The sequence below is a fragment of the Arthrobacter sp. zg-Y40 genome, from assembly GCF_020731535.1.
Lineage (GTDB): Bacteria > Actinomycetota > Actinomycetes > Actinomycetales > Micrococcaceae > Arthrobacter_B.
The window spans coordinates 388,219-402,736 of sequence record NZ_JAJFZS010000001.1 but is presented as its reverse complement, the minus strand read 5'-3'; the positions used below and the strand labels follow the sequence as shown (position 1 = coordinate 402,736).

Sequence of the window (14,518 nt, the reverse complement as noted above, 5' to 3'; positions counted from 1 at the left end):
GCCTTTTGTGTGTCAGGGGAGCCCGCGGCAGAGGTGGGGCGGATTACCCCCACGCGTGTTTTTAGCCGCGCCGGGGGCCCTATCGGGGTGCCCGTTTCGGAGTCGGGACCGCACCGGTGGCAGAATGGGGCAGTAAGTTGCCCGTGTGCGGCTACCCGCTGTGGCTACAACCTGCTTGAGGATACGCAATGACTAGATTGTTTGGAACGGACGGTGTCCGTGGACTGGCCAATGGGCTGATCACCGCCGAAGTGGCCATGGGGCTCGCCCAGGCCGCCGCCGTCGTACTCGGCCACCGCCGCGTGGGCGAGGGCCGGCGTCCGGTGGCAGTGGTCGCACGCGACCCGCGGATCAGCGGTGACTTCATTTCCGCTGCCATGGAGGCAGGGCTGGCCAGCTCGGGCGTAGACGTCTTTGATGCAGGCGTGCTGCCGACCCCGGCCGCCGCGTACCTGGTGGCGGACCTCGGCGCCGACTTCGGCGTCGTTATTTCCGCATCCCACAATGCCGCCCCCGACAACGGCATCAAGTTCCTGGCCCGCGGCGGGCAGAAGCTGGATGACGCCGTCGAGGACGAGATCGAGGCGGAAATGTCCCGCCCCAGCCTGCGCCCCACCGGCAGCGAAGTGGGACGCATCCACCGCTTCGCCGACGCCGAGGACCGCTACGTGGTCCATCTGCTGCAGACCCTGCCCAACCGGATTGAAGGCCTCAAAGTTGTCCTCGACTGCGCGCACGGTGCCGCCAGCGGCTGCTCCCCGCAGGTCTTCGCCGACGCCGGGGCCGAGGTAGTGGTTATCGGAGCAGAGCCGGACGGCCTCAACATCAACGACGGCTACGGCTCCACCCACCTGGAGCAGCTGCAGGCCGCAGTTGTGGAGCACGGTGCGGACCTGGGCATTGCCCACGACGGCGACGCCGACCGCTGCCTGGCAGTTGACCACGAAGGAAACGTGGTGGACGGGGACCAGATCATGGCCATCATGGCCGTGGCCATGAAGGACGCCGGCAAGCTCAAGGACAACGCCCTTGTGGCCACCGTCATGAGCAACCTGGGCTTGAAGCTGGCGTTGCGGGAAGCCGGCATCGCGCTTATCGAGACCGGCGTCGGCGACCGTTACGTGCTCGAAGGCATGCGCAGCGGCGGTTACAGCCTCGGCGGCGAGCAGTCCGGACACGTGATCTTCTCCGAATACGCCACCACAGGCGACGGCGTGCTCACCGGGCTGCAGCTGGCCGCCCAGGTGGCACGCACGGGCCGCACCCTGAAGCAGCTGGCCGGCGTCATGGAGAAGCTCCCGCAGGTTCTGATCAACGTCAAGGGCGTGGACAAGTCCGCCGTCGAAAGCAATGAACCCGTCCGGCAGGCCGTGGCCCGGGCGCAGGCAGAGCTGGGGGAGACTGGCCGCGTGCTGCTGCGTCCCTCCGGCACCGAGCCGGTGGTTCGGGTCATGGTGGAAGCGGCCGACACGGGCACTGCCTCCGCAACGGCCCGCCGCCTGGCCGATGCCGTGGAAGCCAACCTGGCGCTGAACGCCGGTGCCGCCGTCTAGCTTTCCGGCCCGCCGGACCTACGTCTTACGCAGCAGCATCCGCGTCACCGAGTGGTCCGCGTCCTTGGTCAGTACCAACTGGGCACGGCCCCTCGTGGGCAGGACGTTTGTCACCAGGTTCGGTTCGTTGATCCGCTTCCAGATGTCCAGGGCGGTGGCACGGGCCTGCTCGTCCGTGAGCCCGGCGTACCGGTGGAAGTACGACGCCGGGTCCGCGAAGGCACCGCTGCGCAGCGACTGGAACCGCTGGACGTACCACTCCTCGATGTAGGACGTGCGGGCGTCCACGTAGATGGAAAAGTCGAAGAAGTCGCTCAGGGCCAGGCCCGCCCGGCCATCCGCCCGGGTGCGTGCCGGTGCCAGGACATTCAGGCCCTCGACAATCAGCACATCCGGGCGGCGAACCACCACTTCCTCGTCCGGCACGATGTCGTACGTCAGGTGCGAGTACTTCGGCGCCCGCACTTCCTCGGCACCGCTCTTTACCGCACTGACAAAGCGCAGCAGCCGGCGGCGGTCGTAGGACTCCGGGAAGCCCTTGCGCTGCATCAGCCCCCGGCGCTCCAACTCCGCATTGGGATAGAGGAAACCGTCGGTGGTGATCAGTTCCACGTTCGGCGTTTCCGGCCACCGCCGCAGCATCTCGCGCAGCACGCGCGCCGTGGTGGACTTTCCCACCGCCACGGACCCGGCGACACCGATCACGAAGGGAGTGCGCGTGGTCTTTTCACCCAGGAACGTGGTGGTGGCGCTGTGCAGGCGCCCGGCGGCCGCGACGTAAAGGTTCAACAGCCGGGACAGGGGCAGGTAGACCTCGCGGATCTCCTCGAGGTTCAGCTGGTCGCCCAGCCCGCGCAGGCGCAGGATGTCATCCTGGTTCAGCGGGGACCGGATCTCATGTGAGAGCCGTGACCAGGTTTTGCGGTCCAGCTCAACAAAGGGAGTGACACTGCCCTCGGAGGAGTGGTCGGGAGAGGGCTTCGCATGGCGTTCTGTCACCCTAGGAATTCTGCCCTGAAGCGCCTGCATTCCCAAACGGCCGCGGCGGCGGGTCCCGCCGCGCAGCGCGGGCAGCCCGTCCGGGTTTTCAGCACTGCGACCACCTGCCGGTAGTCTTATGGGTATGTGTGGAATTATTGGATATGCAGGCCGCCCGGGTGCCGTAAGCGGTACTGAAACTGCTGGCCACGGGGCCCTCGACGTTGTGATGGAAGGCCTGCGGCGGCTTGAATACCGCGGTTACGACTCCGCGGGCGTAGCTGTCCTGACACCCCTGGGTATTGAGTACCGCAAGAAGTCCGGCAAGCTGGCGAACCTGGTGGCCGAACTCGAGGCTGCTCCGCTGCCGGCCGCCACCACCGGAATCGGCCACACCCGCTGGGCCACCCACGGCGGCCCGAGCGATGAAAACGCGCACCCCCACCTGGCGGACAACGGCCGCCTGGCCGTGATCCACAACGGGATCATCGAGAACTTCGCCGAGCTCAAGTCCGAGATGCTGGCCGCCGGCGCCGTGTTCGTGTCCGAAACGGATACCGAGGTAGCGGCGGCACTGCTCGCTTCGATCTACCGCGGCGAGGGCGGCGGGGACCTGACCCGTTCCATGCAGCTTGCCTGCCAGCGCCTGGAAGGCGCTTTCACCCTGCTGGCAGTGCACAACGATTCCCCCGGCACCGTGGTGGCAGCCCGCCGTAACTCCCCGCTCGTCGTCGGGCTGGGTGAGGGCGAGAACTTCCTGGGCTCGGATGTGTCCGGCTTCATTGACTTCACCCGCCGGGCCGTTGAACTGGGCCAGGACCAGGTGGTGACCATCACGCCGGACTCCGTGGATATCAGCGATTTCTTCGGGAAGCCCGCCGAAGGCACCGAGTTCCACGTGAACTGGGACGCTGCAGCCGCCGAAAAGGGCGGTTACGACTCCTTCATGGAGAAGGAAATCAACGACCAGCCGCAGGCAGTCGGCGACACCCTGCTGGGACGTTCCGACGCCGACGGGCGCCTGACCCTGGACGAGCTGCGCGTCAGCCCCGAGGACCTGAAGGCCGTCAACAAGATCATGGTCCTGGCCTGCGGCACCTCCGCCTACGCCGGGCAGGTCGCCAAGTACGCCATCGAGCACTGGTGCAGGATCCCCGTGGAGGTGGAACTCAGCCACGAGTTCCGTTACCGCGACCCCATCGTCGACTCCAACACGCTGATCGTGGCCATCTCCCAGTCCGGCGAGACCATGGATACCCTCATGGCCGTGCGCTACGCGAAGGAACAGGGCGCCAAGGTCCTGGCCATCTGCAATACCAACGGCTCCACCATTCCGCGTGAATCCGACGCCGTGCTCTACACCCACGCCGGACCGGAAATCGCCGTCGCATCGACCAAGGCGTTCCTGGCCCAGATCACCGCGGCGTACCTGCTGGGCCTGTACCTGGCCCAGATCCGCGGCAATAAGTTCCAGGGCGAGATCAAGGACATCCTGGCCGACCTGGCCAAGATCCCGGACAAGATCCAGCAGGTGCTGGACAACTCCGGCCAGATCAAGGACCTCGCGCATCTGATGGCAGATACCGGTTCGGTGCTCTTCCTCGGCCGGCACGTCGGTTTCCCGGTCGCCATGGAAGGCGCCCTGAAGCTGAAGGAACTGGCGTACATCCACGCCGAGGGGTTCGCTGCCGGTGAGCTCAAGCACGGTCCGATCGCCCTGATCGAGGAAGGCCAGCCCGTTTTCGTGGTGGTCCCCTCACCCCGCGGACGGGACTCCCTGCACGCGAAGGTGGTCTCCAACATCCAGGAGATCCGCGCCCGCGGCGCCAAGACCATCGTCATCGCCGAAGAGGGCGACGACGCGGTCAAGGCCTACGCCGAGCACATCTTCTACGTGCCGGAAACGCCCACGCTGCTGGCTCCGCTGCTGACCACCGTGCCGCTGCAGATCTTCGCCTGCGAACTGGCCACGGCCAAGGGCTTCGACGTGGACCAGCCGCGCAACCTTGCCAAGTCCGTCACCGTGGAATAGGGAGCTGCTGCGTGATTATTGGAATCGGCGTCGACGTTGTGGACGTGCCGCGTTTCGGGCGGCAGCTTGAACGCACGCCCGGGCTCCGGGCACGGCTGTTTGCGCCGGCGGAGCGGGAACTGAACCTCCGCTCCCTGGCGGCCCGTTTCGCCGCCAAGGAAGCCGTAGCAAAGGCGCTGGGCGCTCCGGCCGGCATGAACTGGCAGGACTGCCAGGTCCGGCTGGATCCGGCCGGTGCTCCGCAGCTGCAGATCGACGGAACCGTGGCCGCCGTGGCAGCGGGCAAGGGCGTGCGCACCTGGCACCTCTCGCTCAGCCATGACGGTGACGTAGCTACAGCAATGGTCATCGCCGAGGGCTAGGCTTTAGCGCATGATCAGTGCGTACACCGGGACGTCCGTCCGCCGTGCCGAGCAGCCCTTGCTGGCCGCCGGGCAGGGTGCCGAACTGATGCAGCGTGCAGCCTACGGGCTGTACGCTGCCACGGCCGCCGAGCTGGCTGCCCGACGCCGGATCTACGGTTCGCGCGTCGTCGTGCTGGCCGGGAGCGGCAACAATGGCGCAGACGCACTGTATGCCGCGTCCCGCCTGGCCGCCCGCGGCGCCGCCGTGACGGCATTGCTGACCTCTCAGGCAGCCCACCCCGAGGCCCTGGCGGCCGTCCGTGCCGAGGGCGGACGGGTGGCAACCCTGAACGACCACAACGCTCCCGCCCTGGTTCGGGCCGTGCAGGCAGCGGACGCCGTCATTGACGGGGTCCTGGGTACCGGCGGCAGAGGCGGTCTCCGCGGCCCGGTACAGGTACTGGCGGAGGCGTTGAACCATCGCCCGCCGGGCTCCGGCCCCTTAGTGGTGGCCTGCGACCTGCCCAGCGGCGTGGACGTCGATTCCGGGCAGGCACCCGGTACCTGCCTGCACGCCGACCTGACCGTTACCTTCGGTGCGGTCAAAACCGGGTTGCTGGCCGGACCAGGCGCGGCGGCGGCCGGCCGGATCCGCTGCATCGATATTGGGCTGGGCCCGTACCTGGGCGCCCCCGAGGCTTTCCGGCTGCAGGACGAAGACCTCCCCGGGCTGCTGCCCGTACCGGGTCCCCGGGACCACAAATACAGCAGGGGTGTGCTGGGCATCGCCGCAGGCTCAGCCACCTACCCGGGCGCCGCGCTGATGGCCACGGGAGCAGCCCTGGCTACCGGGGCGGGGATGGTCCGCTACCTCGGCCCCGACTCCGTGGCCCGGCTGGTCAACCTCACGCATCCTGAAGCGGTATGCAGTACCGGCACGGTCTCGCTCACGCACGTCCAGGCCTGGCTGGCCGGCCCCGGAGCCGGGGAGGACGAAGCCCAGCACCGGCGCGCGGCCGACGCCATGTCTTCGGGACTTCCGGCAGTGATCGATGCCGATGCGATCGGCGGCGTGCGTCCAGGACTGCATGCCGGCGTCGTCCTGACTCCGCACGCCGGCGAGCTCACCGCGCTGCTGCGGTCCCTCGGCGAAGAGGCGGACCGGACGGGCATCGAAGCGGATCCCGTCCGCTGGGTCCGCCGGGCCGCGGAACTCACCGGTGCCACGGTGCTGCTCAAAGGCTGGGCCACGCTGGTCGCGGCGCCCACCGGCGAGTTGTACAGCCAGGCGGAAGCCACCCCGTGGCTGGCGACGGCGGGAAGCGGCGACACACTTTCGGGAATCCTCGGCGCCCTGCTGGCCACCGACCGCACGCCTGGCGCCGAACGGGAGCCGGGCCACTACGCACGGCTGGCCGCAGCGGCCGCAAGCCTGCACGGCCGGGCAGGTGTCCTGGCGTCCGCCGCCGGACCCGTGGAACCCTCGCAGCTTGGCCCGCTGATCCGGTCGCTGGTCGCTGAATTCACCCCACGGCGAAACCCAAAATTCAAGTAAACACCGCGTCTGGGGTACAAAAGTAAGCAGACATATTAATTTTGGTGTTGTCAGGAACTAGTTCAGGAGCACTACATGGAAGTTTGGCCGGGAGATGCCTACCCGCTGGGCGCGACCTACGACGGAAACGGCACTAACTTTGCGCTGTACAGCGAAGTCGCGGACTCTGTCACGTTGTGTCTGTTTGATGAGGACGGCACCGAGCACCAGGTCCGGCTGACCGAGGTCGACGGGTATGTCTGGCACTGCTACCTGCCGCAGGTGCTGCCCGGCCAGAAGTACGGTTACCGCGTAGACGGGCCGAATGACCCGGAGAACGGCAACCGGTGCAACCCCAACAAGCTGTTGCTGGATCCTTACGCCAAGGCCGTGGCCGGTGAAATCGACTGGGACCAGTCGCTCTTCGGCTACAACTTCGGTGACGAGCATTCCCGCAACGACGAGGACTCCGCCGCGCACATGATGATGGGCGTCGTGATCAACCCGTTCTTCGACTGGGACGGCGACCGCAGGCCGAAGGTTCCCTACCACCAGTCGGTCATCTACGAAGCGCACGTCAAGGGCCTGACCGAGCTGCACCCCGATGTGCCCGAAGAACAGCGCGGCACGTACGCCGGCGTTGCGCATCCTTCGGTGATCGCCCACCTGCAGAAGCTGGGCATCACCGCCATCGAACTGATGCCGGTTCACCAGTTCGTCAACGACTCGACCCTGCAGGAAAAGGGACTGTCGAACTACTGGGGCTACAACACCATCGGTTTCTTCGCCCCGCACAACACCTACAGCGCCACCGGCGATCAGGGCCAGCAGGTACAGGAATTCAAGGCCATGGTGCGTGCACTGCACCTGGCCGGCATCGAAGTGATTCTGGACGTGGTCTACAACCACACGGCCGAGGGCAACCACATGGGCCCCACGCTGTCCTTCCGCGGCATCGACAACGCCTCCTACTACCGGCTGGTGGAGGACGACAAGCAGTACTACATGGACTACACGGGCACGGGCAATTCGCTGAACGTGGGCAACCCGCACTCGCTGCAGCTGCTGATGGACTCGCTGCGTTACTGGGTCACGGAAATGCATGTGGACGGTTTCCGCTTTGACCTGGCCTCGACGCTGGCCCGAGAGTTCTACGACGTGGACCGCCTGTCCGCCTTCTTCGAATTGGTGCAGCAGGACCCGGTAGTGTCACAGGTCAAGCTGATCGCCGAGCCGTGGGACGTTGGCCCCGGCGGCTACCAGGTAGGCAACTTCCCTCCGCAGTGGACCGAATGGAACGGCAAGTACCGCGACACGGTCCGCGATTTCTGGCGCGGAGAGCCCTCCACCCTGGGCGAGTTCGCCTCCCGCATCACCGGCTCGGCGGACCTGTACGAGTCCTCCGCCCGCCGCCCGGTGGCGTCCATCAACTTCGTCACCGCCCACGACGGCTTCACGCTGCAGGACCTCGTGTCCTACAACGAGAAGCACAACGAGGCCAACGGTGAGGACAACAACGACGGCGAGTCCCACAACCGCTCCTGGAACTGCGGCGTTGAGGGGCCCACGGATGATCCCGCGGTCCTGTCCCTGCGGGCCCGCCAGCAGCGCAACTTCCTTGCCACCCTGCTCCTGTCCCAGGGCGTGCCCATGATCGCCCACGGCGACGAGCTGGGCCGCACCCAGCAGGGCAACAACAACACCTACGCGCAGGACTCCGAGCTCAGCTGGATCAACTGGGAGACCATGGATGCTCCGCTGATGGAATTCACGGCAGCGGTGAACACGCTGCGCGCCGAGCACCCCACGTTCCGCCGGCGCCGGTTCTTCGACGGCCGTCCCGTACGGCGCGGCGAGGGCGAGGCGCTGCCGGACATCGTCTGGCTGAACGAGGACGGTTCCACCATGTCCCCGGATGACTGGGACACTCCGGTGGCCCGGTCCCTGGGTGTCTTCCTCAACGGACAGGGCATTTCCGGGAAGGATACACGCGGACAGCGCATCACCGACCTGAACTTCCTGCTGTACTTCAACGCCCACGACGAGGCCGTGAAGATCACCCTTCCGTCCAAGGAATACGCCCCCATGTGGGACCTGGTGATCGACACTGCCGGAGAATACGCCGACTCGGAACCGGTGGCCGCTGACGGCCAGCTGACCGTGGCTGCCAAATCCATGGTGGTCCTGCGGGCCCACGCGGAGGAAGAGGAGCACGACCATTCGGTCGCCGCCTCCCTGGCAGCGCTGGCCGGATCCAAGGCGCACATGTCCGAGGGTGCGGTATGAGGACCCCGCTGTCCACCTACCGGCTGCAGATCCGCCCTTCCTTCACCCTCTACGACGCCGCTGAACTGGTGCCGTACCTCGCGGACCTCGGCGCGGACTGGGTGTACCTCTCGCCCATCCTGACCGCTGAAGAGGGGTCCGACCACGGCTACGACGTGGTTGACCCCTCCGCAGTGGATCCCGCCCGCGGCGGTGCGGACGGACTCCGGGCCCTGTCCGACGCCGCCCACGCAGCGGGCATGGGCGTGCTGGTGGACATTGTGCCCAACCACATGGGTGTTGCCACCCCGGCGGCGAACAAGTGGTGGTGGTCCGTGCTGGCCGAAGGCCGCGCCTCCCGCTACGCCGAAGCGTTCGACATTGACTGGGATGCGGCAGGCGGAAAGCTGCGCCTCCCCGTCCTGGGCGACGGCGAAAACGAACTGGAGCAGCTGAAGCTGGTAGACGGCGAGCTGCACTACTACGACAACCGCTACCCGGTGGCACACGGCACGGCGTCCGTTGGCGACTCGGCCGTGGACGTCCATGCCCGCCAGCACTACGAACTGGTGAACTGGCGCCGCGCCGACAACGAACTGAACTACCGCCGGTTCTTCGGGGTCAACACCCTGGCCGGCATCCGCGTGGAGGAGCAGTGGGTCTTCGACGAGGCCCACGCCGAAGTGAAGCGCTGGTTCGACGAGGGCCTGGTGGACGGCCTGCGGATCGACCACCCGGACGGTCTCGCCGATCCCAAGGGGTACCTCGCCCGGCTGCGGGAACTGACCGGAGGTGCCTACATCCTGGTCGAAAAGATCCTGGAGCCGGGGGAGAAGCTTCCCGCGGACTGGGAGACCGAAGGCACCACCGGGTATGACGCGCTCGCCGACGTCGACCGGCTGTTCGTGGATCCGGCCGGCGAGGACACCCTCACCGCCATGGTTCCCCTGGAGCCGTACGCCGACATGATCCACGGCACCAAGCGGGCCATCGCCGACGGGTTGCTCCACTCCGAGGTGCAGCGGCTGGTGCGGCTGCTGCCGGCCGGTTCCGGACTGGATTCCGCAACGGCCGCCGATGCGCTGGCGGAACTGCTGGCGTGCTTCCCGGTCTACCGGAGCTACCTGCCTGAAGGCGCCGGTTACCTGACCGACGCCGTTATTGCCGCCACGGTCCACAGGCCGGATCTTGCCGCGGCCCTGCAGACCCTGCACGGCCTACTGGACCCGCTGCCCGGCGCCTCCGCTCCGGTGTCCCTGCAGGACCTGGGCGAGCTGGCAGTGCGTTTCCAGCAGACCTCCGGCATGGTCATGGCCAAGGGCGTGGAGGACACCGCGTTCTACCGCTATTCCCGGCTGACCTCGCTCAACGAGGTGGGTGCGGACCCGGCGCACTTTGCCGTGGCCCCTTCGCAGCTGCATGCCCGGCTGCTTCGCCGGCAGCTGGAACAGCCGGCAGCCATGACGGCACTGACCACCCATGACACCAAACGCAGCGAGGACACCCGGGCCCGGATCTCGGTCCTGGCCGAGGTCCCGGACGAGTGGAGCGAAACCTTCACCCGTCTTGACGCCCTGGTGCCCATGGGCGACGGGCCGATGGCCAACCTGCTCTGGCAGGCCATCGCCGGCGCCTGGCCGCTGAGCCGGGAACGGGCCCATGCATATGCCGAGAAGGCATCGCGGGAAGCATCAGCCAGCACCACCTGGACCGCGCCCAACGCTGAATTCGAGGACCGGATGCATGCGGCCGTGGACGCCGCGTTCGACAACGCGGAGGTAAACGCGCTGATCACCGGTTTCGTGGAGCGGGTAAGGGAAGCCGGTTACAGCAATTCGCTTTCGGCCAAGCTCCTGCAGCTGGCCATGCCGGGAGTGCCCGACGTGTACCAGGGCACTGAATTCTGGGACCGCTCCCTGGTGGACCCGGACAACCGCCGTGCGGTGGACTACGCCCGGCGGCGCCGGACGGCGGCATCATTTGCCGACGCCGGCGTTCCGGCCGTGGACGAGGAAGCCGCGGCCAAGTTGCTGGTCACCTCCCGGGCCCTGCAGCTCAAGCGCGGCCGCCCCGAACTGTTCACCGGCTATGTGCCGGTGGCCGTGCACGGACCGGCTGCGGAACACCTGTTCGGATTTGACCGCGGCGGCGCGGTTGCCCTGCTGACCAGGCTGCCGCTGGGACTTGAACAGGCGGGCGGCTGGCAGGATACCGCCGTCGTGCTGGCTCCGGGCACGTACCGGGATGTCATCACGGGCAGTACGCACCACAGCAGCGGCCGGCTGGCCGCAGCGGAACTGTTTGGCACCTATCCGGTGGCACTGCTTGTTCGGGAGGACGGGGAATGAGGACCACTTTCGAGGTGTGGGCGCCCAAGGCCAACACCATGACGCTGCTGGCCGACGGCCGGCGCCTGTCGATGAGCCGCGGCGAGAACGGCTGGTGGCACGCCCAGCACGCCGAGCTCACCGAAGACGTCGACTACGGCTACCTCATCGACGATGCGGAAACTCCGGTTCCTGATCCCCGCTCCCGCCGGCAGCCCGAAGGAGTCCACGCCCTCTCGCGCACCTTTGACCCCGATCTGTTCCAGTGGCAGGACTCCGGCTGGGTGTCCCCGGGGCTCGACGGCGGCGCAATCTATGAAATGCACGTGGGCACCTTCACCCCCGAAGGCACGCTGGACGCAGCAATCGGCAAACTGGACTACCTGGTGGACCTGGGCGTCCGCTTTGTGGAACTGCTGCCGGTCAACGCCTTCAACGGTACGCACAACTGGGGTTACGACGGCGTGCTCTGGTACGCCGTGCAGGAAACCTACGGCGGGCCCGAGGCTTACCAGCGCTTTGTCGACGCAGCCCACCGCAAGGGCCTGGGCGTCATCCAGGACGTGGTGTACAACCACCTCGGACCCAGCGGCAACTACCTGCCGATGTTCGGCCCCTACCTCACGGAGGGGAAGTCGAACACATGGGGCGACTCGGTGAACCTGGATGGGCCGCTGTCCGACGCCGTCCGCCAGTACATCGTGGACAACGTGCTGATGTGGTTCCGCGACTATCACGTGGACGGGCTGCGCCTGGATGCGGTGCACGCCCTGCACGACGAACGGGCCGTGCACATCCTCGAGGAAATGGCAGCAGCGACGGAGAACTGCGCAGAGACCCTGGGCAAGCCGCTGTTCCTTATCGCGGAGTCGGACCTGAACAACCCCCGTCTCATCACCCCGCGCAGCGTCAACGGCTACGGCCTCACCGGCCAGTGGTCCGATGACTTCCATCATGCAGCCCACACCAACCTCACCGGTGAAAACGGCGGCTACTACGCGGACTTCGACTCGGTCGGGGCGCTGGCGAAGGTCCTGCAGGAGGGGTTCTTCCACAACGGCACATTCTCTTCCTTCAGGGAACGCGGGCACGGCCGTCCGCTGGACAAGGACGTGGTGACCGCGCGCCAGCTGGTCACCGCCATCCAGAACCATGACCAAATCGGCAACCGGGCGGCAGGCGACAGGCTCAGCGCGACCCTGGGGTACGAGCAGCTCGCCCTTGGCGCGGTGCTGAGCTTGGCCTCCCCGTTCACCCCCATGCTGTTCATGGGGGAGGAGTTCGGTGCGTCTACCCCGTGGCAGTTCTTCACCTCCCATCCGGAACCGGAGCTGGGGAAAGCCACGGCGGAGGGCCGTCTGAAGGAATTCGAGCGGATGGGATGGGATCCGGACACGGTTCCCAATCCCCAGGATCCGGCAACCTTCACCAACTCGAAGCTGGACTGGTCCGAGGTGGAGCAAGGGAACCACGGACGGCTCCTGGACCTGTACCGCCGGCTCCTGACGCTGCGCCGGGAAACCCCCGACCTGATGGACCCGGACCTGCGCAACGTCAGGGTGGACTATGACGAAGCGGGACGCTGGCTGGTAATGCAGCGCGGGTCCACCACGGTGGTCCTGAACTTCGCGGACACCCCCCGCGAGGTGCCGGTTCCGTTCGGGAAGCAGGTCGATATCCTGCTGGAAACCGGCCCGTCAGAGGTTTCCGGCGACGGCGTGCAGCTGCCCGCGTACGGCGCAGCCATCCTGGCCTGATAGCAGCACCGCAGCGTCCACTGCAGCCGGTGTCCCGCAGGTTATTCTCCTGCCGGGCGCCGGCTGCAGCGGATTAAGCCGTCCCGGAGACGGGCCGGGCCGGGGGGCACCGTGAGCGAGGCAACAGTGGCAGTATGGTGCCCATGACTTATGTTGCTGCAGAGAACCGATATGAATCCATGCCCTACCGCCGCGTCGGACAGAGCGGACTCCAGCTCCCGGCCGTCTCGCTCGGGCTGTGGCACAACTTCGGTGATGACAAGCCCTTCGAAACGCAGCGGGCCATCCTGCGCCGTGCGTTCGACCTGGGAGTCACCCACTTTGACCTGGCCAACAACTATGGCCCGCCCTACGGTTCCGCAGAGACCAACTTCGGCCGGCACATGCGCGACGATTTCCGTCCGTACCGCGACGAGCTGGTGATTTCCAGCAAGGCCGGTTACGACATGTGGCCCGGCCCCTACGGAAACTGGGGATCCCGCAAGTACCTGCTCTCTTCCCTGGACCAGTCCCTGGAGCGCATGGGCCTGGATTACGTGGATATTTTCTACAGCCACCGCCCCGACCCGGAAACCCCGCTGGAGGAAACCATGGGTGCCCTGGACACGGCAGTGCGCTCCGGCCGGGCGCTTTACGCGGGCATCTCCTCCTATTCGCCGGAACGGACCATTGAGGCGGCACGCATCCTGCGGGAAATGGGCACCCCGCTGCTCATCCACCAGCCCTCCTACTCGATGCTCAACCGCTGGGTGGAGGACGGCGAGCCCGACCTGTTCGCCGCACTGGATGAAGTCGGCGCCGGCTCCATCGCCTTCTCGCCGCTGGCCCAGGGGCTGCTCACCAACAAGTACCTGGGCGGCGTTCCGGAAGATTCCCGTGCCGCCGCGGGGAAGTCCCTGGACAAGTCCCAGCTCTCGGAAGAAAACCTGGAACGGGTCCGCGGGCTGAACAGCATTGCCGAATCCCGCGGCCAGAGCCTGGCGCAGATGGCCATCGCCTGGGTCCTGCGCACCCGGGCCGACGGCGCGTCCATCACCTCCGCGCTCATCGGCGCCTCAAGCGTCAAGCAGTTGGAGGACTCGCTGGCTGCGGTTAACAACCTGGAGTTCAGCGCGGACGAACTGCACCGCATTGACGAATACGCCGTCGACTCCAAGATCAACCTCTGGGCAGCGGCCCTCGAAGCGTAAATGGCGGAAGTTACCATCCGGACGGCCCGGCCGGGCGACTGGCCGGGCATCTGGAACCTGATGGAGCCCATTGTGCGTGCCGGCGAGACGTACTGCTGGGACACCGGCACCGACGAACAGCAGGCCCGGGAGCTGTGGCTGGAGCCGGCCCCCACGGCGGTGTTCGTGGCGGAGCTGGAAGGGACGGTGGCCGGCACCGCCCAGCTGCACCCGAACCGGTCCGGAAACGGCAGCCACGTGGCGAACGCGTCCTTTATGACCGGGGCACAGTTCAGCGGCCGCGGCATTGCCCGCGCCCTCGCGGAACACGTCCTCGCGGAGGCCTCCCGGCGCGGCTACCGGTCCATGCAGTTCAACGCCGTGGTGCAAACCAACACCCGGGCCGTACGCCTCTGGGAGTCGCTGGGCTTCCGCATCCTTGCCACCGTGCCCGAAGCCTTCGACCATCCCGTCGCAGGGCTTACCGGACTGCACATCATGTACCGCTCCCTGCAGCACCCCGGCGGACGGACCGGTACAGGGGTGGAAGAATAGGTAC

The 14,518-nt window shown here is 67.0% G+C and carries 10 protein-coding genes; 9 read left to right on the top strand and 1 reads right to left on the bottom strand.

Features of this window, described 5'->3' with window-relative positions; all coding sequences use genetic code 11:
* Window positions 1–188: 188 nt before the first annotated feature.
* Window positions 189–1,553, top strand: a complete 1,365-nt coding sequence (glmM, locus tag LJ754_RS01820; protein WP_227925088.1) for a phosphoglucosamine mutase — start codon at window positions 189–191, stop codon at window positions 1,551–1,553.
* An 18-nt stretch (window positions 1,554–1,571) separates the two neighbouring features.
* Here the strand turns inward: glmM and coaA are convergent, their stop codons facing one another.
* Entirely contained in the window at window positions 1,572–2,552 is a 981-nt protein-coding gene (gene coaA, locus LJ754_RS01815; RefSeq protein ID WP_442860299.1) for a type I pantothenate kinase, read from the bottom strand.
* 124 nt (window positions 2,553–2,676) lie between these two features.
* On the opposite strand from coaA, the gene glmS reads away from it, so the two are divergent.
* The 8 genes from glmS (at window position 2,677) to LJ754_RS01775 (ending at window position 14,514) form a co-directional block, all read left to right on the top strand.
* Window positions 2,677–4,563, top strand: coding sequence for a glutamine--fructose-6-phosphate transaminase (isomerizing) (glmS, locus tag LJ754_RS01810; protein WP_227925086.1), 1,887 nt, complete (start codon window positions 2,677–2,679; stop codon window positions 4,561–4,563).
* An 11-nt stretch (window positions 4,564–4,574) separates the two neighbouring features.
* Window positions 4,575–4,925: a holo-ACP synthase gene (locus LJ754_RS01805; RefSeq protein WP_227912822.1), complete on the top strand. Its 351-nt coding sequence runs from the start codon at window positions 4,575–4,577 to the stop codon at window positions 4,923–4,925.
* 10 nt (window positions 4,926–4,935) lie between these two features.
* Window positions 4,936–6,462, top strand: a complete 1,527-nt coding sequence (locus tag LJ754_RS01800) for an NAD(P)H-hydrate epimerase (protein ID WP_227925085.1) — start codon at window positions 4,936–4,938, stop codon at window positions 6,460–6,462.
* A gap of 75 nt (window positions 6,463–6,537) precedes the next feature.
* Window positions 6,538–8,727: a glycogen debranching protein GlgX gene (gene glgX / locus LJ754_RS01795; protein ID WP_227912828.1), complete on the top strand. Its 2,190-nt coding sequence runs from the start codon at window positions 6,538–6,540 to the stop codon at window positions 8,725–8,727.
* Window positions 8,724–11,054, top strand: coding sequence for a malto-oligosyltrehalose synthase (gene treY, locus LJ754_RS01790; RefSeq protein ID WP_227925084.1), 2,331 nt, complete (start codon window positions 8,724–8,726; stop codon window positions 11,052–11,054). The genes glgX and treY overlap by 4 nt, the downstream gene beginning before the upstream one ends.
* Window positions 11,051–12,790: a malto-oligosyltrehalose trehalohydrolase gene (gene treZ, locus LJ754_RS01785; protein ID WP_227925083.1), complete on the top strand. Its 1,740-nt coding sequence runs from the start codon at window positions 11,051–11,053 to the stop codon at window positions 12,788–12,790. Before treY ends, treZ begins: the two co-directional genes overlap by 4 nt.
* 143 nt (window positions 12,791–12,933) lie before the next feature.
* Entirely contained in the window at window positions 12,934–13,980 is a 1,047-nt protein-coding gene (gene mgrA, locus LJ754_RS01780) for an L-glyceraldehyde 3-phosphate reductase (protein ID WP_227925419.1), read from the top strand.
* A complete protein-coding gene (locus LJ754_RS01775) occupies window positions 13,981–14,514 on the top strand; it encodes a GNAT family N-acetyltransferase (protein WP_227925082.1) in 534 nt (177 codons plus the stop codon).
* Window positions 14,515–14,518 lie beyond the last annotated feature (4 nt).